The sequence below is a fragment of the Leptospira bouyouniensis genome, from assembly GCF_004769525.1.
Lineage (GTDB): Bacteria > Spirochaetota > Leptospiria > Leptospirales > Leptospiraceae > Leptospira_A > Leptospira_A bouyouniensis.
Genome location: NZ_RQFT01000003.1, coordinates 277,186 through 297,431 on the forward strand (window position 1 = coordinate 277,186; position 20,246 = coordinate 297,431).

General features: G+C 37.8%; 17 protein-coding genes. 4 read left to right on the forward strand and 13 right to left on the reverse strand.

Annotated elements, in window-relative coordinates:
* Positions 1-13 precede the first annotated feature (13 nt).
* From gyrA to EHQ43_RS02970, 8 genes are all read right to left on the reverse strand, one after another.
* Entirely contained in the window at positions 14-2,545 is a 2,532-nt protein-coding gene (gene gyrA / locus EHQ43_RS02935) for a DNA gyrase subunit A (protein WP_135740204.1), read from the reverse strand.
* Positions 2,546-2,564: 19 nt separating this feature from the next.
* On the reverse strand, positions 2,565-4,484 hold the full coding sequence (gene gyrB, locus EHQ43_RS02940) for a DNA topoisomerase (ATP-hydrolyzing) subunit B (RefSeq protein WP_135740203.1): 1,920 nt from the start codon (positions 4,482-4,484) through the stop codon (positions 2,565-2,567).
* 77 nt (positions 4,485-4,561) lie between these two features.
* Positions 4,562-4,885, reverse strand: coding sequence for a DciA family protein (locus tag EHQ43_RS02945; RefSeq protein WP_135740202.1), 324 nt, complete (start codon positions 4,883-4,885; stop codon positions 4,562-4,564).
* On the reverse strand, positions 4,882-5,985 hold the full coding sequence (recF, locus tag EHQ43_RS02950) for a DNA replication/repair protein RecF (protein ID WP_135770108.1): 1,104 nt from the start codon (positions 5,983-5,985) through the stop codon (positions 4,882-4,884). The genes EHQ43_RS02945 and recF overlap by 4 nt, the downstream gene beginning before the upstream one ends.
* Positions 5,985-7,103 (reverse strand): DNA polymerase III subunit beta, encoded by a 1,119-nt coding sequence (dnaN, locus tag EHQ43_RS02955; protein ID WP_135740200.1) that lies wholly within the window; start codon positions 7,101-7,103, stop codon positions 5,985-5,987. Before dnaN ends, recF begins: the two co-directional genes overlap by 1 nt.
* Positions 7,104-7,349: 246 nt before the next feature.
* Positions 7,350-8,675 carry a chromosomal replication initiator protein DnaA gene (gene dnaA / locus EHQ43_RS02960; protein WP_135740199.1) on the reverse strand — a complete coding sequence of 442 codons (1,326 nt, stop codon included), beginning with the start codon at positions 8,673-8,675 and terminating at the stop codon, positions 7,350-7,352.
* 246 nt (positions 8,676-8,921) lie between these two features.
* Positions 8,922-9,854: a hypothetical protein gene (locus EHQ43_RS02965; protein ID WP_135740198.1), complete on the reverse strand. Its 933-nt coding sequence runs from the start codon at positions 9,852-9,854 to the stop codon at positions 8,922-8,924.
* A 6-nt stretch (positions 9,855-9,860) separates the two neighbouring features.
* Complete coding sequence (locus EHQ43_RS02970; RefSeq protein WP_135740197.1) at positions 9,861-10,784, reverse strand: branched-chain amino acid transaminase; 924 nt, start codon at positions 10,782-10,784, stop codon at positions 9,861-9,863.
* A gap of 168 nt (positions 10,785-10,952) precedes the next feature.
* Here EHQ43_RS02970 and mnmG point away from each other — a divergent pair, with 168 nt between their 5' ends.
* Positions 10,953-12,827: a tRNA uridine-5-carboxymethylaminomethyl(34) synthesis enzyme MnmG gene (mnmG, locus tag EHQ43_RS02975; protein WP_135770109.1), complete on the forward strand. Its 1,875-nt coding sequence runs from the start codon at positions 10,953-10,955 to the stop codon at positions 12,825-12,827.
* A 568-nt stretch (positions 12,828-13,395) separates the two neighbouring features.
* Here mnmG and EHQ43_RS02980 read toward each other — a convergent pair.
* A complete protein-coding gene (locus EHQ43_RS02980) occupies positions 13,396-14,121 on the reverse strand; it encodes a hypothetical protein (protein WP_135770110.1) in 726 nt (241 codons plus the stop codon).
* 58 nt (positions 14,122-14,179) lie between these two features.
* Here EHQ43_RS02980 and EHQ43_RS02985 point away from each other — a divergent pair, with 58 nt between their 5' ends.
* Genes EHQ43_RS02985 through EHQ43_RS02995 form a run of 3 tightly spaced genes read left to right on the forward strand, consistent with a single transcriptional unit; the run spans position 14,180 to position 16,577 of the window.
* Positions 14,180-14,923, forward strand: coding sequence for an RsmG family class I SAM-dependent methyltransferase (locus EHQ43_RS02985; protein WP_135753922.1), 744 nt, complete (start codon positions 14,180-14,182; stop codon positions 14,921-14,923).
* Positions 14,916-15,677, forward strand: a complete 762-nt coding sequence (locus EHQ43_RS02990) for a ParA family protein (RefSeq protein ID WP_135740193.1) — start codon at positions 14,916-14,918, stop codon at positions 15,675-15,677. The genes EHQ43_RS02985 and EHQ43_RS02990 overlap by 8 nt, the downstream gene beginning before the upstream one ends.
* A gap of 3 nt (positions 15,678-15,680) precedes the next feature.
* Positions 15,681-16,577 (forward strand): ParB/RepB/Spo0J family partition protein, encoded by an 897-nt coding sequence (locus EHQ43_RS02995; RefSeq protein ID WP_135770111.1) that lies wholly within the window; start codon positions 15,681-15,683, stop codon positions 16,575-16,577.
* Here the strand turns inward: EHQ43_RS02995 and EHQ43_RS03000 are convergent.
* From EHQ43_RS03000 to EHQ43_RS03015, 4 genes are read right to left on the reverse strand one after another with little or no spacing between them, the layout of a single operon-like run.
* On the reverse strand, positions 16,551-18,371 hold the full coding sequence (locus EHQ43_RS03000) for an ABC transporter transmembrane domain-containing protein (protein ID WP_135770112.1): 1,821 nt from the start codon (positions 18,369-18,371) through the stop codon (positions 16,551-16,553). The two genes, EHQ43_RS02995 and EHQ43_RS03000, sit on opposite strands and share 27 nt — an antisense overlap.
* Positions 18,372-18,375: 4 nt before the next feature.
* Positions 18,376-18,846, reverse strand: coding sequence for a YaaR family protein (locus EHQ43_RS03005; protein ID WP_135633271.1), 471 nt, complete (start codon positions 18,844-18,846; stop codon positions 18,376-18,378).
* A gap of 8 nt (positions 18,847-18,854) precedes the next feature.
* Positions 18,855-19,208 carry a bactofilin family protein gene (locus tag EHQ43_RS03010; protein ID WP_012390385.1) on the reverse strand — a complete coding sequence of 118 codons (354 nt, stop codon included), beginning with the start codon at positions 19,206-19,208 and terminating at the stop codon, positions 18,855-18,857.
* On the reverse strand, positions 19,208-20,197 hold the full coding sequence (locus EHQ43_RS03015) for a M23 family metallopeptidase (protein ID WP_012390384.1): 990 nt from the start codon (positions 20,195-20,197) through the stop codon (positions 19,208-19,210). The genes EHQ43_RS03010 and EHQ43_RS03015 overlap by 1 nt, the downstream gene beginning before the upstream one ends.
* Positions 20,198-20,246: the final 49 nt, after the last annotated feature.

A 20,246-nucleotide genomic window follows, 5' to 3' on the forward strand; every position in this document is an offset into this window, starting at 1 on the left:
TGTTATTTCCTAATTAAGAATCAGCCTGGTCTGAATCAGATTCTCGAACGACTGCAAAGTCTTTCACAAAATCTTCGTCCTTAGTATTTACAACTTTAACACCCATTGCAGATCTACCTACCATCGAAATGGTTTTGACCTCAACACGAATCGCCATACCAGATTGAGTGATGACTAGGAGTTCATCCTCTTCTTTTACTGAAGAAATTCCAACTGCCCGTCCATTTTTTTCACCAATTTTTAGATACGTCATTCCTTTTCCACCACGCCCTTTAGTGGAAAATTCTTCGAAATCAGTTCGTTTTCCGAATCCATTTTCAGAGATACAAAACAAATTTGTATTAGGTTCTACTTTGGTGATCCCGGCAATTTCATCATCTTCCTCTAACTTCATTGCTGTGACACCGGAAGCAGTACGACCTTGGGATCTTAATTCATTTAAATTCATTCGAATCGCAAGTCCGTTTTTGCTTCCGATAAAAACATCATAGTTGTTTGGGTTGGCAATCACATCAATGAGTTCATCCCCTTCGCGAAGACCGATCGCAATGATTCCTGATTTTTTAGTATTCGTGAATTCATCCAATTGGATTTTTTTCACAAATCCTTCACGTGTCACCATCAGTAAATAGGATTCATCAAAATTTCTAAATGTAAACAATGAGGTAATCATTTCATCATCATTCAAATTGATGACTGCCTTCAGTGATTTCCCACGAGCTTCCTTTGTTGCTATTGGCAACTCATACACTTTCATCAGGAATGCCCTTCCTTTATTGGAAAACAACATCAAGTTATCATGAGTCATGGCGCTACTTAGTTTTTTGACAAAGTCTTCTCGCTTTGTTGAGATCCCTTGCACACCCTTTCCACCGCGTTTTTGTCGTCGGAAAGTATCCATAGGAAGTCGTTTGATGAACATGTCTTCAGAAAGTTGTACAACCACTTCTTCATCAGCGATCAAATCTTCTGCGTTAAAGGTTGAAGATTCAAGAGATTCCAAACTAATTTCTGTAGAACGAGTATTTCCAAAAGATTGAGAAACTTTACCAAGTTCATCACAAATAATCGATTTTACTCTTTCAGGTTTTGCTAAAATATCTTCAAGGTCAGCAATAAGAAGTCGCACTTGCTCCAATTCATCGATGATTTTTTGAACTTCTAAAGAGGTTAACCTTTGTAAGCGCATCTCTAGAATTGCATCAGCTTGTAATTCTGATAATGCAAACGTTGCCATTAAGGAACTTTGAGCTTCTTTCACATCTTTCGATGCTCGAATGATTCGAATCACTTCATCAATGTTTTCAAGAGCAATTCTTAATCCTTCTAATATATGAGCTCGTTTTTGAGCTTTGTCTAAATCAAACTCAGTTCGCCTAACAACAACTTCGCGCCTATGTTCTGCGTAGGATTTTAATATTTCTTTAAGGGAGAAAATTTTAGGACGATTGTCCAAAATCGCAAGCATGGTAATTCCATAACTCACCTGCAATTGCGTTAATTTAAATAATTGGTTTAAAATAACTTGAGCATTTGCATCTTTTTTGACATGAATTTCAACTCTGATTCCTTTTCGGTCAGAGAGGTCTAAAATTTCTGAAATACCTTCGATAAGTTTTTCATTAACAAGATCGCCTATTTTTTCAAGAAGGTTCTTTTTGTTTACTTGGTAAGGAATTTCATGAATAACAATGATCTCACGACCTTTGTTATTTTCAATGATCTCCACTTTGGATCGAATCCGAATCGAACCTTTACCAGTGGCATAAGCCTGGTATAATCCTTCTCCTCCGATAATGATACCACCGGTAGGAAAATCAGGACCAGGTAAAATTTTCATGAGCTCTGGTAGGGTGATATCCGGATTTTGGATCATCGCTATCACAGCATTTACCGCTTCTTTTAAGTTATGCGGAGGAATGTTTGTTGCCATCCCCACAGCAATTCCCGTCGAACCATTGACTAATATGTTAGGAAAATTTGCTGGTAAAACATCAGGTTGCTGTCTCGTATCATCAAAGTTTGGTGAAAAACTAACGGTATTTTTTTCAATATCTTTTAGAAGTTCTTCCGCAAGTTTTGTGAGGCGCGCTTCCGTATAACGATAAGCCGCTGCATTATCCCCATCGACAGATCCAAAGTTACCTTGGCCATCAATCAATGTTTCTCGCATAGAGAAGGTTTGTGCCATACGAACCATAGTTTCGTAAACAGCTGAGTCACCATGTGGGTGGTAGTTACCTATCACTTCCCCAACAATCTTTGCTGATTTTACATAAGGTCTGTCAGAGCGCCATGCCCTTTCATTCATCGCATGTAAAACACGTCTATGAACTGGTTTTAATCCATCACGCACATCAGGAAGTGCACGACCAACGATAACGCTCATCGCATAATCAAGGTAAGCTTCCTTCATTTGGTCTTCGATTTCAACCGGAATGACCCTGACTCCAGCTTTTAAGGCTCCGGCTACGTCTGGTCTACCGGATAAATTGAGTGCTAAGGTTTTGTTTGATTCGTTTTCTTGGCCGTTTTGTTCGGTCATTTGATTTTCCTAATTCCGATTAAAGATCTAAATTTGCTACTTTGTAAGAATTCGCTTCAATGAAACGACGTCGCGGTGACACTTCATCACCCATTAGGATATTGAATGTGTCTTCTGCTTCTACAAAGTCTTGTAGTTTCACTTGTAACATCACTCGTTCTTTTGGATCCATCGTCGTATCCCAAAGTTGTTCTGGGTTCATCTCTCCAAGTCCCTTGTATCGTTGGATGACAACTTTATCATTGGGTCTTGATTTTAAGATTTCATCCTTTTCGCGATCTGAGTAAACATACACTGCTTCTTTACCAAATTTTAGTAAATATAACGGTGGTTGGGCAACATAGAGTGAACCACGTTCGATCACTGGTTTCATATAACGAAAGAAAAAAGTTAAAAGAAGTGTTCTAATGTGTGATCCGTCAACATCGGCATCTGTCATGATGATGATCTTTCGGTAACGAAGTTTATCCACGTTAAATTCATCATCACCAATGCCTGTTCCCATAACGGTGATTAGTGTTCTAATTTCTTCATTGGATAAAATTTTATCCAAACGTGCTTTTTCAACGTTTAGAATTTTACCTTTGAGTGGAAGGATGGCTTGTGTGTTTCGATCACGACCTTGTTTGGCAGATCCACCCGCAGAATCCCCCTCGACAAGAAATAGTTCGCAGTGTTCAGGGTCTTTTTCAGAACAGTCAGCTAGTTTCCCAGGAAGACCACCACCTTCTAATACAGTTTTACGTCGAGTTAAGTCGCGTGCACGTCTTGCTGCTTCTCTGGCTTTCGATGCTAAGATACATTTCTCTAAAATCTTTTTGATGACGGCAGGGTTTTCTTCAAAGTATCGATTGAGTCCTTCCCCAGTAATGGTCTGCATAAGACCTTTCACTTCCGCATTCACTAACTTCTCTTTAGTTTGTGAATTGAACTGAGGTTGCGGAATTTTGATTGAGATAACCGCACAAATTCCTTCTTTAATATCATCCCCCTGTAAACCATTGGGTTGTTTTTTAAACAAGGTTTGGTCTTTTTTCAGATGATCATTAAGAGTTCTTGTGAGTGCGGTTCTAAATCCTTCTAAGTGTGTTCCACCTAAATTGTTGTTAATGGCATTGGTAAAACAGAATATATTTTCGCTATACGTATCACAGTATTGAAGTGCAATCTCTGCCCAAACATTTTCTTTTTCCCCAACAAAATGTAATACTTTGTGGAGAGGATGTTTGGATTCCGTGATATATTCGACAAAGGATACAATTCCACCATCAAACTTAAACTCATGTTTGGCGATTTCTTCTTTTCTTTGGTCTTCGATTCGAATTAAAAGCCCTTTGTTTAAAAAAGCAATTTCACGAAACCTTGCAGAAAGTGTATCAAAAGAAAAATCAACAGTGGTAAAAATTGTATTATCGGGTTTAAAACGAACAACTGTTCCACGGTGATTGGTTTCACCTATGATTTTGACATCTTCGATGGGAACGCCTGCTTGGTATTTTTGATAATGGAGTTTACCTTCTTGGTGGACTTCCACTTCCAAATAGGTAGATAAAGCGTTTACTACAGAAACACCAACCCCATGCAAACCACCAGAAACCTTATATGCATCATTTTCAAATTTTCCACCAGCATGTAAAATTGTGAGAACCACTTCTATCGTTGATTTACCTTTGTCTGGATGGATCCCAGTCGGAATCCCTCGCCCATTATCTCGGACTTCAATGATATTTTCTGGTAGGATGCGAACGTCAATTTCCGTACAGTGGCCAGCCATCGCCTCATCCACGGAGTTGTCCACAACCTCATAGACCATCTTATGGAGGCCGGACTCATCTTGTGTTCCGATGTACATTCCGGGACGTTTCCGGACCGCCTCTAGACCCTCTAGGATCTTGATTTTCGAGGCTGAATAGGCGTTTTGATCGGTTTGGTTGGACATAGAATTTTAAGATACCCTATAGGAAGTATCCTAGAAACACCCTCGAAGGGCAAGTGAAATCGGGGGAAACGGTGGGTTTAAGACCTTGGATTTTGGAATTCATTTCCCGTTTTGAATTGGATTTTTTCCAATAAAAACGGGCTTGTGATTCGATTGATTTTTTGTAAAAGTTCTGATTTTTGGAACTCCAATTCCTGAGAAACCATGGAATGACGGCAAACAACTGTCAGTTTTTTACTGATAATGGATTTTGGAAAACTCTGTTTGCCAAACACCTCTCCAACAATGTCATTCCATTGTATTTGGAGTTTTTTCAGAATTTGGTCTTGGAAAACAGATTCCCGATCCAAACCCAATTTTTCGAGACTTTGGAAGAGTTCAGAGAGTTCTACTTTTTTCATATTCCAGTCAACTCCTTCACTTTACCTGATTCGATTTGATAAATTTCTTTATCGACTGTTAGGTTTCCGACATACTCATTGATCCCTTCCAAATCAGTGGTGGTAAAAAATGCCTGACCACACTCCGAAATCAAATTCACAAAATATTCTCTTCTTTTGACATCGAGTTCTCGGATGATATCGTCAATGAGAAGCACAGGTGCTTCTCCTGTTGTATCCCGGATCATTTGAAAACAAGCAGTCTTTAAAGCAATGACAGCACTTCTTTTTTGGCCTTGTGATCCGAAACCACTTAAGTCTTTATCATCAAATCCGATGGGCAATGTATCTCGATGGTTACCACAACTTGTGTAACCGATAGATTTGTCTTTTCGTAAGTTATCAAATAACCTTTGTTTGTGTTCTTCTTTGGAAGATACATTTGGTTTATATGTAAGATGAAATGGATCTTTGCCAGAGCTTAGTTGTAAAAGATTTTGATGAAAGTAACCTGCTAAACTCTGAATGGTTTTAGTTCTAATTTCTCTGATTTCTGCGTCATGTTCAATGATCGGTTCGTCCCAAATTCCAATTTCCCTATCATTAATATTTTCTTTTTTTAAAGCCGCATTCCTTTGTTTTACTAAACGATCATATTCAATGAGTTGTTTTAAATAATAACGATTTGTGGAAGAAATAAATGCATCTAAAAACCGTCTCCTTTCCACATTTCCATCTTCTATAATTAGAATATCTGGTGGACTCATTACGATGGAACGAAAGTAACCTACATAGTCGGAGATTTTCTTAAATTCTTCTCCATTCACTTTTAATTTTTTTCGTTTTGTATGTGAATGTTCGATTCCATATTCAAATAAATAATCATTCCCTTCTGATTCAAATTCAGCACGGATAAATGTGTCAGAAGTATCCCAACGTAAAAGTTGGTTTTGGTCTGATTCACGAAAACTTTTTAAATAGGATAAAAGCGAAATGGATTCGAGTAAATTTGTCTTCCCTTCTCCATTGTTTCCAATGAAGAAGACAAGACGTGATTTGAATGTAAGTTGAGTTTCTTCGTGGTTACGAAAATTTTTGATGTATATTCTTTTGAGAAACATCAAAGTTTCATTGGCATTATGACAGAAACAAAATCACTGTCAGATGGATCCTTAAATAACACAGGAGCACTCGAAGTTGTAAATTCTAAAATTACTTCTGGGTCATCCACAGCCTTCACTACATCACTTAAATAATCCCCTTTGAATGCGATGGTAATCGCTTCACCATTGTATTCAATTGGCATATTGTGATCGAACATCATCGTTCCTGGATTGGATGAACTAATGTTTACATTTCCTTTACTAAAAGCCAAACGAATTTGTTTCGATGGTTCTTCTGCTGAAATCAAAGCTTGTTTCAAAAATGTAAGGAAGTCAGCTTTCACAACACGAACTGATTCAGTGGTTTGTTTAGGAATCACTTGTTCGTAATCAGGGAAATTACCATCAATGAGTTTAAAAAGAAGTTCAACGTTTCCAGATGAAACATAAATTTGTTCTTCCACAAATCCAATCTTTGCAGTTTCTTTTCCTTCCATCATTTTTAACATTTCGCGAACAGCTTTATGAGGGATAATCACTCCATTTTTGAATGGAAATTGTTTTGGAAATTTACGAACAATTTTTGATAAACGACGTCCATCTGTTCCCACAACAATTAAATCAGTGTTATCTGGTTTTAAAAACAAACCATTGAATACAAAACGAGTTTCTTCGATTGCCATTGCATAAGATGTTTTACGAAACATTTCACGAATCGTTTGGCAAGGAAACTCAACAACACTTGACTCATCTACTTTTGGAATTGTTTTAATATCTTCGGAATCAATTCCATTCACTTTGAACTTAGTATCCATTTTTCCAGAAGCATCAGTGATCGTAGTTTCTGAATTTTCAGATTGTTCGGTGGTTGTCAGTAGACTTGTATCAAAATTTAAATTTTTAAAAATATTGGAGAGTTGTTTTGCGGGAAGTGATGCCGTTCCTTTTTCTCCAATGGTGGAAGGAACAGAAGTTTTGATTGCGATCTCTAAATCAGTCGCTGAAAGATACACTTCGTTCTCACCAGTTTGTATTTTTAAATTGGAAAGAGCCGACTTGATCTCTCTCACTGAGATCACTCCATCCACTGAGTTAATTGCTTTTAGGAATTCTGTAGTATTGACAGTGAATTTCATTTTTCCTCTTCTTATTATTAATATTATATATCTTTATATATATTATGTCGTTTCCGTTGGTTCTGTCAGTATGTTGATAAAGCCTGGAAAGTTCAATTTTTATTGAATTATGTCAGGTTTTTTCCATTTGGCAAGTGTGAATATTTATGTCCCTTTGAACAATTCATGCGACAAATTTGGAACCATAAGACTAGACTATGTCCTATCGACAGTTTATCGACAGTCTATCTTGGTGTTAGTGACAGATTATTGGAAGCTAATCTTGTGTTTGATGGAGTGAAACAGATCTTCCCATTGTGGTTCCGATTTCATCCTTTCTTTGAATTTATCGATTCCATGGATCACGGTAGAGTGTGTCGTCGAAAAAATACGACCGATTTGGGCCTTGGGAACATTGAGAACATCGTGGAGGAGGAGCATACAAAGATGCCTTGGAGGGATAAAATCTGCTTTTCGGCTCTTCCCAAGTAAATCTTTTCTAGCAACGTTGGTTCGGTCACAAACCAAATCGATCACCATATCGGGACTGAATCCAATTCGTTTTTTATTCGTTAGAAACCGTGCTTCTGCAATTTCTTTGATTTTGTCTTCGGTAAGTAAAAAATACTCATACGCTTTTTTATATAAAACCAAATCATTGACAATCCCAATCAATGCCCGCGAATCACCTTCTAAACGTTCGGCGAGCCAATGGAGTAAATTGTCACTTGCTGGTATATTAAATTCTGAAAAACTATTTTTGAGTAATGCCTTTCTTAAATCTATGTCATGTGATTTGATATCTGCCTGCAAACCATGCACAAACCTAGATTTAAGTCTATCATGTAGAGGGAGTTCGTAACTTGGACGATCTGATGCGATGACAATTTGTCGTTTGCGATCGTATAAAAAATTAAAGAGCGCAAAAAACTCTTCTTGGGTTTTTTCAGCCCCACCATTCAAAAATTGTATGTCATCAAACAAAAGAACATTGTAGGATTGGTAACGAATTTTAAATGACTCGAGTGCTTCACGATTATTTTGGCGTACCGTAAAAATGAATTCGTTTAGAAACGATGTACTGTTAACATACCGAACCGTTTTCCAAGGATCCTTTTTTTTGATCTCATTTCCTATTGCGTGAAGTAAATGTGTTTTTCCAACTCCAACGGGTCCAAATAAATACAAAGGATTGTATTTACCCGGTTGCTCTACGACACTTTTTGCTGCTGTGTAAGCAATCCGATTGGAATCTGAAGTGATATAATTTTGAAAAATATATTCTGGATTAAGATCAGAATCAGAATCATCAAATTTTGATTGGATGACATCTTTTAAAACATGTGATGATGTTTCTGATTCGGTCAGAATTGATACCCGAAACCTGTCTCCTACCACTTGGTATACGGCTTCTTCAATAAAACTGATGTATTTTGTTTCTACATGACGTTTGATGCCACCCGAAGGTGCCATTAAGTGAACCACTTGGTTCTCCCACTTATCAAATCGAAGTGGTGCAATGAAATTGGAAAAGTACTTGGGAGGTATCTGTTTCGATATTTCTTCTAATATTTCTTCCCAACGTTTGTCCAAGCTTCCCCGCCCTAAATGTGAAATCGGGTACTATACTTTTAGCAAGTAGGTAGAATTCAAATGAAAAATCGGAAAACGATCCAAACTGGAAAAAATAGTCGAACCGAATAAAAAAATTATGTCCCTTTACTGGCTTGACAAAGAATTTTAATTTAACGAATATTAGGTGTATAAATTAAATTAACTAATTTCTATACAAATTTTTTATTTAAGTAAAATTAAAGTAAATTGAAATCTAATTTTGAATTAAGTAGCAAGTCGTAGAAAAAGTTGTGATAAAAGAACATATTCAAGAGCAGGAATTTCATAATGAAGTTTCATTTTGAAATCAAGGATGGCTTCAATCCTAGTAACATTGGCTTCAAAGTTTTTTTGTCTATATTCATAAAGCAGTAATAAACATATCATTTCTAAAAAGTCGATTCCCGTGAGACCTTCTTTGTTGGATCGAAATTCACCTAATTGGTCTCTCACCCAGTTTTCTAACTTAAATAATAAAATTGAATCGTGGCAATGTTCCCTTACATTCTCATGCCATTCCTCTAAAAATTCATCTGCAATTTCAAAAGGATTCAGTGATCCACCATAATACAATTTAGATTCAGAGATTTCATTCCTTCTAATTTTCTTAATTTCATCTTGTGGAAGGTAATGGAAGGGAATACAAACCGAACGAGATACAATGGTTTGTTTTAGATTATGAAGGTCATTAACAATGAGAATGAATTTTGTATGAGGTGGAGGTTCTTCTAAAGTTTTTAAAAGAGTTGTTTCCGCTTCATTATTGATTCGATTTGCTTCTGGAAATAATACAATTCGATATTCGGAAGTGTGTGGTTTAAATGGAATTCGAGAAGAAAGTAACCACCGAATCGTAAATTCTTCTGGATCTTTTTCTTTTCCAATCGCAATATTTTTTCGTCTTGGAAACTGGATGAAGTCGGGATGAATTCCTTTCATAAACTGGCGGCATGAATCACAATGCCCACATGATGTTCCATCTAAACAAAGGATTTGTCTTGCAAACCTTTCAGCAGCAAGCCACTTCCCCACTCCATCTGGTCCGTAGAAAATAAGGGATCCTGGAATTCTTGATCTGTCCTTTAAAAAAGAATTTATATATGTCAGTGCAACATCTTGGCCTGACACTTGCTCAAAGGAAAACGAAGTATCGACCATTTCTGTTTAATAAACCGGAGTAAGCCAATTCATGTACTTTGGATCTTCACCACGTACCGTTTCAAAAAAGATAGATTGGATTTTTTTTGTGATAGGACCTATATTTCCATTTCCAATCACTCTTCGGTCTACTTCTTTCACCCATGCGACTTGTACACCAGTTCCAGAAAAAAATAGCTCATCGGCAATGTAGAGTTCTGATCTTGCAATGTCTCTTTCGATCACTTGGTAACCAAGGTCCTTTGCAATTTGAATGATGCTTCTTCTTGTAATTCCTTCTAAGATCGAAGATGGAATGGTTGGAGTATGGATTACTCCATCACGAACGATAAAAAGATTTTCGGCTGACCCTTCTGATACAAACCCTCTCGCATCTAAAAAGATGGCTTCATCCATTCCATTTTGTACAGCTTCTGATTTTGCAAGAGCAGAGTTGACATACCCACCACTTACTTTGGAAAGAGTTGGGATTTGGTTATCAGAAAATCTTTGCCAAGAAGATACCATAGTCGTTAGTCCATTTTGAGTATCGAGGTAATCATCGAGTTTTAAAGCATACACAGTGATGTCTGCTTTCACATCATGGAAACGTGGAGAGAGTTGTAAGGCTGATGTATAGATAAATGGTCTTAAGTATACATTTTGTTTGGCTTCATTTTTACGTAGCAAATCCAAAATGATAGATTGGATTTCTTCTGGTGTGATTTTGATTTGAAGTTGCATGATCTTTGTGGAGTTCACAAGACGTTTGCAATGTTCAGGCAATCGGAAAACAAAAAGATTTTTTTTCGCTTCGTTGTAGTAACCTCTAATTCCACCAAAGACACCTGTGCCATATTGAAGAGCATGGGTTTGGACGCTGACTTTTGCGTCTTCGGAAGGAACGATTTTACCTTCAAAGTATGTATAAGGGAATGAATTCTGAGCCATTGAGATTCCTATCCTTCCAATCTTCAGGAGTTTCGAAATTAGAAAATGAATTTTATCTTTTTTTCTCTCGAAGCATAGGCCGATGGTTTTGATATCGTTCTAGAGAGTAGTCTTATCTCTCCTTTATTTTCATAAGACATAAGAATCGTTACACTAAGAAGACATAATATGAATCCATCCTTTTATCCCAACCAATTTGATTGTATCGTTGTTGGTGCCGGACATGCCGGAACAGAAGCCGCTTATATCTCAGCCAAAGCTGGACTCAAAACCTTACTCATCACAATGAACTTAGATACCATTGGCCAGATGAGTTGTAACCCAGCGATCGGTGGGATTGCCAAAGGACATATGGTTCGTGAAGTGGATGCACTCGGTGGCCTTATGGGACGTGTGATCGACCAAACAGGGATTCAATTTAAAATGTTAAACACTTCCAAAGGTCCTTCTGTTTGGGCACCTCGTGCACAAGCAGAGAAGAAACAATACCAACTCATGATCAAACATCAGTTGGAAAAGTTACAACAGCTTTCGATCAGACAAGATACAGTTGAAGATTTGATTGTGGAAGGAAACCAAGTGACTGGTGTCATTACAGGTCGTGGTTTTACTTTTTATACGAAACATGTGATCTTAACTACGGGTACATTTTTATCAAGTGTGATCCATATTGGAACCTATCAAAAAGAATCAGGTCGTATCGGTGAGCCTACCACGAAAGGATTGTCACATACACTTGCCCGTTTTGAATTACGCCTTGGTCGTTTGAAAACAGGAACCCCTGCTCGTGTTCACAAGAACTCTATCAACTTTGAAGGACTTGAAATCCAAGATGGTGATGAGAACCCTCGTCCCTTTTCTTTTTCCACAAAGAAGATCGATCGTAGACAGATCCCTTGTTACATCACTTATACTAATGACACTACTCATGAACTGATCAAACAGAACTTGGAATTCTCACCGATGTATTCAGGTCAGATCAAAAGTGTCGGCCCAAGGTATTGCCCTTCGATTGAAGATAAGGTTGTTCGTTTTGCAGAACGAGACAGACATCAAATTTTTATCGAACCAGAAGGTTATGAAACAAACGAGATGTACCTCAATGGTGTTTCCACAAGTTTACCAGAGGAAGTGCAATGGAAGTTTCTTCGAAGCATCAAAGGTTTAGAAGAAGTAGAACTCATGCGTCCTGGGTATGCGATTGAATATGATTATGTTGATCCAACAGAATTAAATCCAACTCTAGAAACAAAAAAGGTAAAAGGCCTTTACCATGCCGGACAAATCAATGGAACCACTGGTTATGAAGAAGCAGCAGCACAGGGACTAGTCGCAGCATATAATGTGATTCGTTCGGTTCGTAAAGAAGAACCTATTTTATTCAAACGAAGTGAATCCTATATTGGTGTCCTTGTAGATGATCTTGTTTACAAAGGTGTTGAGGATCCGTATCGAATGTTCACAAGTCGTGCCGAGTACCGCCTACTCCTCCGACAAGACAACGCAGACCAAAGACTTATGCAGTATGGATACGAGATGGGTTTAGTGGAAGAATCCTTATACAAAGAAATGAAGGATCGTTATGCAAGAATAGAATCCATCAAATCTCATTTGTTTGTTTCGGCGATGAAACCATCCGAAGAACTCACAAAAGTTTTGGAAGAGAAACAAATCACGAATTATAAATTTGGTCACTCGCTTGCTTCATTTCTCAAACGATCTGATATCAAAATTAAAGATTTAGAATCCATAGTATCTGAACTTTCAATTTTGAATGAAGATGAAAAAGCAGTATTGGAAATGGAAGTGAAGTATGAAGGGTATTTAAAACGGGAACTCGAAACAATCGAATACCGTAAGAAGTTTTTGAACTTCCAGATCCCTTCTGACTTTGATTACACAAGTGTAAAAGGATTGAAAACGGAAGCCATCGTGAAATTGGAAAAACACAGGCCACTTAATTTGGAGACTGCGTTACATATTTCTGGTGTGGATCCTTCTGATGTTGACCTACTCCTCTATCATTTGGTGGATCGAAGATAATTTTAAACAACTAGTCCACACGCTTACACTACCATCCATCGAGAAAACAAAACAACCAACCGAGACGGATCACTTCTTGGTTGGTTTTCTTTTATCTGAATTTTCGAATTTCATTTTCTCTAAACAATTATGGAAAATTCATTTTTAGATTGGAAAGTGTAGAGACATGAGATCTATCAAAATTGCAAATTTTCTAAGCTACTGATCAACCGTCGTAACCAACTTTCTAGATTACATACCTTTGTTCCATTGGAAGGTCATGGCTTGCAATGGTGAGATGTGAATCTAATGTTTCAGCACGAATTGGAAAGGCAACGGAAAGGTGACTGATAAGATGTCGTTTGGTATTTTTTATCCGAGTCATTCATGAGGAGAAACAGATGTGAAACCATATGAAGAATGGAATGATAAACCGCAAACTCCCACAAACGTTTGAACAATCGAAACATACCCAAAACAGAGATGAGATTTTGTTTTCGTATCTGATTCAACAATTGATAAGATAATGATGCTTTCCTTTCGTAAGTGAATGTCCTCGCGAACGGTTATGGATAAATTGATTCTGATTTTAATCGTAAACTAGGACATGGGTTTTTTCCAAGATCCAATTGTCCCCTTGTTTCACGTGAAACGAATGTGACTCCAAACTACCATCTGCTTTGTATTTTAATTTGTGAACTCGGCGAGTTTCCCCTTGGAAAAATTCTCTCTCTACCAAATTACCTTTGCTATCAAATTTAAAGTGAATCTCTCCAAGTTCTTTTTTTTTGTCATCTGTCAGGTACTGGATTTGGACATTTGGTCTTTTAGGATCGATTTGGAAACGGAAGGATTCGTTGTCTTTGGTTTCCATGTTCTTTCCTTCTGCGGCAAAAACATTTCCTTCACCATCACTCTCGATCGAATACACCATCACAAGCTTTCCTTCACTGTCTTTCACATGCATTTTTTTCAAAGCACGACCCTTAAATTGAAAGTCTTTCCGTTCCACAAGATGACCACCATTGTCATAAACTTCTTCACTCGTTAGCAAACCTTCAGTGTATCGAAAAGTTGTTTTACCGTCACCTTTTCCTTCTTTGTCTGAATATGTTTCAGTGATCAATTTTCCATCAGAGTTGTATTCATATTCTGCGACATAAACAACCTGCCCTTCTGCATTCCGAACGATTTCTTTGGTTGGAACCCTTTTCACTTTTTTAAAAAGATAAGCATCTTTGTGGGACCATTTACCCGGTGTGTAACCCAAGATAGGAAAGGATAAGATAATGAAAAAAATAAATGTTCGGAACATGGAAATGATTTCTCCTACAGGAGACATCGGCGAAATTCTATAAAACGATAATACGATTATGTCAGAAAAAACGATCCAAGAAGAAATCCAGTCCATCATACCTGATTTATTTCCTGTCCTTGAACCTGAATTTGATTGGGAACTTGTGAAACACTTTTATGAATTCTTAAAGCGAGACAATGAAAAGGGAGGTTTCTTTTCCAAAAACGATTCTGAAAAAATCCTTGAGAGGCATATTCTAGAATCGCTCATATTTGTTTGGAAAATGAAAACCACAGGGTATGTTTCACGTGAAACAAATATAGCTGATGTAGGAACTGGCCCTGGTCTTCCTGGATTTCTTTTTGCGGTTTTGAAGAAAGCACCCCATGTCTTCCTTGTGGATTCTCAGAAACGAAAACTTGCCTTATTGGAAACTGAGGTGACTTCTGGAAGTTTGACTAAAGTTTCAAAACGAGTGGAGTTTATCTTTGCAAGGACAGAAGAGATCAATTCCAATTTTGATGTTGTGACTTCCCGAGCAATGGTGCCCTATCCTTATATTGCGGAAGTGACAACACGAATGGTGAAACAGAAAGGAATCTTATGTCCCTTTCTAGCACAACCATATCAAGACTTAGAAAAGGAAACTGAAGTTCTCAGCAATAATGGATTCATAATGAAAAAAGAAATTCCCATTCCTGAATTAGAGTTTGTTGGAAAGAGACATATCAAAATACTGCAAAAGAATTCACTTCCGAAAAAGGGATACCCCCGAGAATGGAAAGAAATCGTAAAGGAGACAAAAAGCAAGAATGGGTAAAATCGTTTCGATCAGTAACCAAAAAGGTGGTGTTGGTAAAACAACAACTGCGATCAACTTAGCATCTAATCTTGTTGATTTGGGTAAAAAAGTTTTACTCCTTGATATCGATCCACAAGGGAACTCAGGATCTGGGCTTGGATTAGAAGTGCAGTCTCTGACTAAAACAACTTATGAAGTGATGATTGGAGAGTTATCAGCAAGAGAAGCGATCCAAAAAACTTTCATAAATAATTTGGATATCATTCCTTCAAACATCAACCTTTCGGGACTTGAAGTAGACTTTCTTGGTATAGAGAAAAAAGAATTTAAACTCAAAGATGCCCTCGCTTCTATCAAAGAATCATATGATTATATTTTAATCGATTGTCCTCCTTCTCTCGGTGTTTTGACTATTAATGCTCTTTGTGCTTCGCAATCAGTTATGATCACTTTGCAAACTGAGTACTTTGCACTCGAAGGACTTTCACAACTCATGCGAATTATTTCTCTCGTTCAATCGCAGTGGAATCCATCACTTGCATTGGAAGGAGTTCTTCTCACGATGTATGACAAACGAACCAACTTAGCAAACCAAGTCGCTGAAGATGTGAGAAACTATTTCAAAGAGAAAGTTTATGAGACAGTGATACCAAGAAACATTAAACTCTCCGAAGCACCTTCTTTTGGAAAACCAATCAACTACTATGATCCAGATGGAGTTGGTGCAAAAAGTTATAAAAGTTTAGCGGAAGAAATTGTAGGGAGGGCATAAGTTATGGCACTCGGCAAAGGAAAAGTTTTAGGAAGAGGACTTGGGAATTTAATCCCAGTCAACGAAAACAATGTTGAAATTTCCAAAGAGGAATTATCAGGCCTTCGTGAAATCAAAGTGTCTGAAATAGCACCGAACCCTCACCAACCAAGAAAACAATTTTCGGATGTTTCCATCCAAGAGTTATCGAATACCATTATTGAACATGGTGTGATTCAACCCATCGTTGTGCAAAAGAATCCTTCTGGGTCTGGATTCATTTTGGTAGCGGGGGAAAGAAGGTTACGTGCGTGCAAACTTGCTGGCTTTGCAAAAATTCCAGCCATTGTCCGCGATCTCTCAGAAGCAGATATGATGGAACTTGCACTCATAGAAAATATCCAAAGAGAAAATTTAAATCCGATGGATGAAGCGTATGCATATCAGGCAATCATCGACAAACGAGGATTAAAGGTAACTGATCTTGCGACTCGTGTTGGAAAAAATCGAGCTACCATTTCAAATTTGATACGACTCCTTTCCTTACCGAAACCATTACAAGATAGAGTAAAAGAAGGTAAACTTTCAGAGGGTCAAGCCCGCCCACTCCTTTCGATCCCTGATTCCAAAAAACAATTTGAAGTGGCAGAGAAAGTGATTAGTGAAGGTTGGAATGTTCGCGAAGTGGAAAACTATGTTTCCAATTTATTGAACCCAGATAAAAAATCGAATTCTTCATCCCAAGTTCCTGACAAACGAGATGCAAGCATTGTGAAACTTGAAACGAAGTTACGGAACAAATTTAGTTCCAAAGTAGAAGTCTCTCATAATGAAACGAATGGAAAAGGAAAGATTGTTTTTTCGTATGCGAACTTATCTGATATGGAAAGAATCTTAGAGCAGCTCGGTGTGAAATTGTAATTTTGCCAAACGTTCATACAATTCACTTTGTTTTATGAGCTCGTCATGTGTTCCCACGGACTCAATCTCCCCTTCTCTGATCACTACAATCTGATCTGATTTGACTACTGTTGAAAGCCTATGAGCAATCATGATGGTAGTCCTTTCTTTTACCAAATGGTCGAGTGCCCTTTGGATCATTTGTTCGGATTCGGAATCAAGTGCAGAAGTAGCTTCATCTAACAAAAGAATTCTTGGATTACGAAGGATGGCTCTTGCAATCGCAATTCGTTGTTTTTGACCACCCGAAAGTCTAGTTCCCAGATGACCTAAATTGGTATCATAACCTTGGGGGAGTTGATTTAAAAATTCTGTTACGTATGCACTTTCTGCTGCTAACGTGATCTCTTCAAAACTTGCATTGGGTTTTCCATAAGCAATGTTTTCACGGAGTGTTCCACTAAAGAGAATGGGTTGTTGGGGGACAAAACCAATGAGAGATCGTAAGTCTTCCAATTTTAATTCTTTGGCATCAATTCCGCTGATGGAAATTTTTCCTGATGTTGGATCATAAAAACGAAGGATGAGTTCGAATAAGGTACTTTTACCACCACCTGAAGGACCAACAAGTGCAGTGGTTTTGTTAGCTGGGATTTCTAAGTTTATTCCTTTGATGGCTTTGTGTTCTGGCCTTGATGGATAAGAAAATTCCAAATTTTCTAAATGAATGGTTAAACCATTTTGTTTCTTGGATCCATTCATGTTCGAATGTGTATCGATGGATTGGAAAATTTCTGAAATCGGTTTCGGAAACCTCGGGTCTTTGATTTCTGATTCGGATAATAATAATTCCATGAGTCGTTCTGTTGCACCAGCTGCTCTTTGTAAATCACCGAGTACTTCCGAAACCGCCCCCACACTATTGGCAACCATGATGGCATAAAATGAAAAAGCGATGAGTTCCCCACCTGTGATTTTTCCTTCGAGTACATCAGTTCCCCCGACCCACAACATAAAACTTATCCCTGTGAGTATGAAAAGGATCACAGTTCCAATAAGCAGTGCCCGTTGTCTGATCCGAGCAACTGCCACAGTAAATGCATCTTCTACGGTTTCCGAAAATTTTTGAATGTCTACGTTTTGGTGGTGGAAGGATTGTAAGATTTTTATATTGAGAAGGGATTCACTTACATAGGTTCCAATGTTTGCAATTTTATCCTGTGTGTTTCTCGATAAGTTTCTTACTTTTTTACCATAAAATAGAATTGGAAATACAATGAACGGTACACTGAAAAGTACAATCATCGTTAGTTTTGCATTGGTGATAAAAAGAAAAATGATGCCACCAACAAACATTAAAATATTCCTAAGGGCAATGGAAGCAGAGGAACCAATCACTGTTTGAATGAGAGTGGTATCGGTAGTGATGCGCGACTGGATTTCTCCTGGAGAGTTCGATTCAAAAAAACTGGGATGGATGAAGATGATATGTTGGAAAACATCTTTTCTGATGTCAGAGGCAACTCGTTCCCCAATCCAAGAAACAGTATAATGGCGGATGTAAGTTCCAATTGCGAGAAGGATTCCAACGAAAATGATAAAAACCAAAGCATAACCTAATTCCTGTTTGGAGCGTGCTGAAAAACCAGCATCCACCAAATGCCTTAAACCTTGTCCAAGTCCTAAAGTGACTCCTGCTGTGAACAAAAGTGCAAAAGAAGAAAGGATCATTTGCAATCTGTATGGTTTGAGATAAGAAAATGTTTTGGAAAGAACACGAAGATTTTTTGACTTAGGTCGGTCGGGTGTTTGCAAAGAATTATCCTTTTAGATCAATCAGTAGACCCCTTATTTCATCTAATTGTTTCAAAATAACAAAGGCACTGTTATTGGGAGAAAACATTGTTTTTGCCAATAAATCCAATTTTTCATCAACTACCTTTACATACCGAACATCTTTCTGGTCGTTACGGCCACGTTGTGGCGCCTGCATCACCTTATAATTTTTTTTCAATATGAGTTCAGCGATTTGTTTTATGTGTTTTTTGTAAGATTCGAGGTTTTTATGATTTGGTTCTTTGATGAGTTCTTTTTCTAAGTCTGGTAAATCTTTCCAAAGTTCATTCAGTTCTCTTGTTTCTTCTTTTCCTGCTGGAACAATGGATTCTAAAATTTCCAAAAAACTTTGTTTGGATTCATCAATGGGAGCTGAAGGCGAAGAGAGTTTGTCTTTAGAACCTTTTTTTGTCTGAGTGGATACAGACTTAGGGTTGTTGTTTTGGATGATCATAAACCCGCCTAATGACGAGTGGGGTTAATTGTACACTTTCCATGGAACACTACACCTTCCTCAACGATAAGCCTTGGAGTGACAATGTCTCCTTCGAGGCGGCAACTGGAAAGTAGTGTCACACGTTCTGTTGCATAAATATTACCACGAATTTCTCCGCCGGCAACCACCACACGTGCTTTGATATCTGTATCGACGATTCCTGATTTTCCGATAAGGACCTTTCCTGTGGTTTCTAAAACTCCACGGAATTTTCCATCGATTCGTATGAGGCCAGGGAACTTAAATTCACCAGTGAACTCAGCCCCTTCTCCAATGATGCTATTAACTAAAAATTCTTCTTCTGTAGATGGGTTCGACATTATTCTTGGATTTGGTTGAGAAACGAAAACGGATTCAACGCCTGAGTACCAACATGTACTTCATAATGAAGGTGGTAAATCGGATTTTCAGGAGATTTTCCAACATAACCAAGAATGTCACCCTTGGAGAGTTTTTCGTTTTTCTTCACGCGGATACGATCCAAATTAGAATAAATCGTTTTCCATCCAAATCTGTGGGAAATTTTTACATAATAACCAGTGGCAGGTGAATACCCTGTATCAAACACTAAACCTGGTGCCGTTGCGATCACTTCTGCACCAGGAAAGGATCCAATATCTAAACCACGATTGATTTCTTCTTTTCCTGTAATGGGAGAGATGTACTTACCAAAAGGAAATAAGACATACCCTTTTGTAGGCCAAATCGATGGTGTGTTTTTGATGATACTTTTTCTTTTTTTAATGAGTTTGATGATTTCTTCAGAAAGTTCTGATGATAACTTTAGATTGTGAATGTCTTCTTTGATGCGAAACGATTCATCTGTGATGTCGGTTTGCGGTGTACCTTGCAGTGCAAGGAACTGACCTGCTTGTCCACCCATCCCTTTGGAAACACGAGATGGATCACCACCTAATTTGATATAAAGATTCGAAATTCTTTCGTAGTAGTATTGGATTGTTTCATGAAGAGAGTTCACCTCTTCTTTCATTTTCGAGGATTGTCTGATAAAGTCTTTGTTTGTAAGATTGAGTTCTGTGAGTTGGTGAATGGATCCACTATGAGATAAAACATTCACGGCACTAATGACAAGTAGGACGACCATGATTCCAATGAAAATGGAAATGGCTTTGTAAGAGATAACGAAGTTAATGGTTTTGCGGTCGGTGTGAGGAATGACCATGATCGTCAACTTTTCACGACCCTTTTTGTCCAAATCCTCATAACGTTGGGATAACTTAAGCTTCCATTCCTGGACTTTATACCGAAGTCGGTAAAAAATTAAATGTAATCTTTGTTTTACTTCCACGTTCGTTATAGACCTACGATGATTTAAACAAAAGTTAATCTACCCACTA

Bases quoted from the DNA above. Each gene is read 5' to 3' on its own strand.
- recF (WP_135770108.1), bottom strand. From the start codon at position 5,985: ATGTTTCTCAAAAGAATATACATCAAAAATTTTCGTAACCACGAAGAA.
- EHQ43_RS02965 (WP_135740198.1), bottom strand. From the start codon at position 9,854: ATGGTCGATACTTCGTTTTCCTTTGAGCAAGTGTCAGGCCAAGATGTT.
- gyrA (WP_135740204.1), bottom strand. From the start codon at position 2,545: ATGACCGAACAAAACGGCCAAGAAAACGAATCAAACAAAACCTTAGCA.
- EHQ43_RS02995 (WP_135770111.1), top strand. From the start codon at position 15,681: ATGGCACTCGGCAAAGGAAAAGTTTTAGGAAGAGGACTTGGGAATTTA.
- EHQ43_RS02990 (WP_135740193.1), top strand. From the start codon at position 14,916: ATGGGTAAAATCGTTTCGATCAGTAACCAAAAAGGTGGTGTTGGTAAA.
- EHQ43_RS02945 (WP_135740202.1), bottom strand. From the start codon at position 4,885: ATGAAAAAAGTAGAACTCTCTGAACTCTTCCAAAGTCTCGAAAAATTG.
- EHQ43_RS02970 (WP_135740197.1), bottom strand. From the start codon at position 10,784: ATGGCTCAGAATTCATTCCCTTATACATACTTTGAAGGTAAAATCGTT.
- EHQ43_RS03005 (WP_135633271.1), bottom strand. From the start codon at position 18,846: ATGATCATCCAAAACAACAACCCTAAGTCTGTATCCACTCAGACAAAA.
- EHQ43_RS02985 (WP_135753922.1), top strand. From the start codon at position 14,180: ATGTCAGAAAAAACGATCCAAGAAGAAATCCAGTCCATCATACCTGAT.
- EHQ43_RS02980 (WP_135770110.1), bottom strand. From the start codon at position 14,121: ATGTTCCGAACATTTATTTTTTTCATTATCTTATCCTTTCCTATCTTG.
- mnmG (WP_135770109.1), top strand. From the start codon at position 10,953: ATGAATCCATCCTTTTATCCCAACCAATTTGATTGTATCGTTGTTGGT.
- gyrB (WP_135740203.1), bottom strand. From the start codon at position 4,484: ATGTCCAACCAAACCGATCAAAACGCCTATTCAGCCTCGAAAATCAAG.
- dnaN (WP_135740200.1), bottom strand. From the start codon at position 7,103: ATGAAATTCACTGTCAATACTACAGAATTCCTAAAAGCAATTAACTCA.
- EHQ43_RS03010 (WP_012390385.1), bottom strand. From the start codon at position 19,208: ATGTCGAACCCATCTACAGAAGAAGAATTTTTAGTTAATAGCATCATT.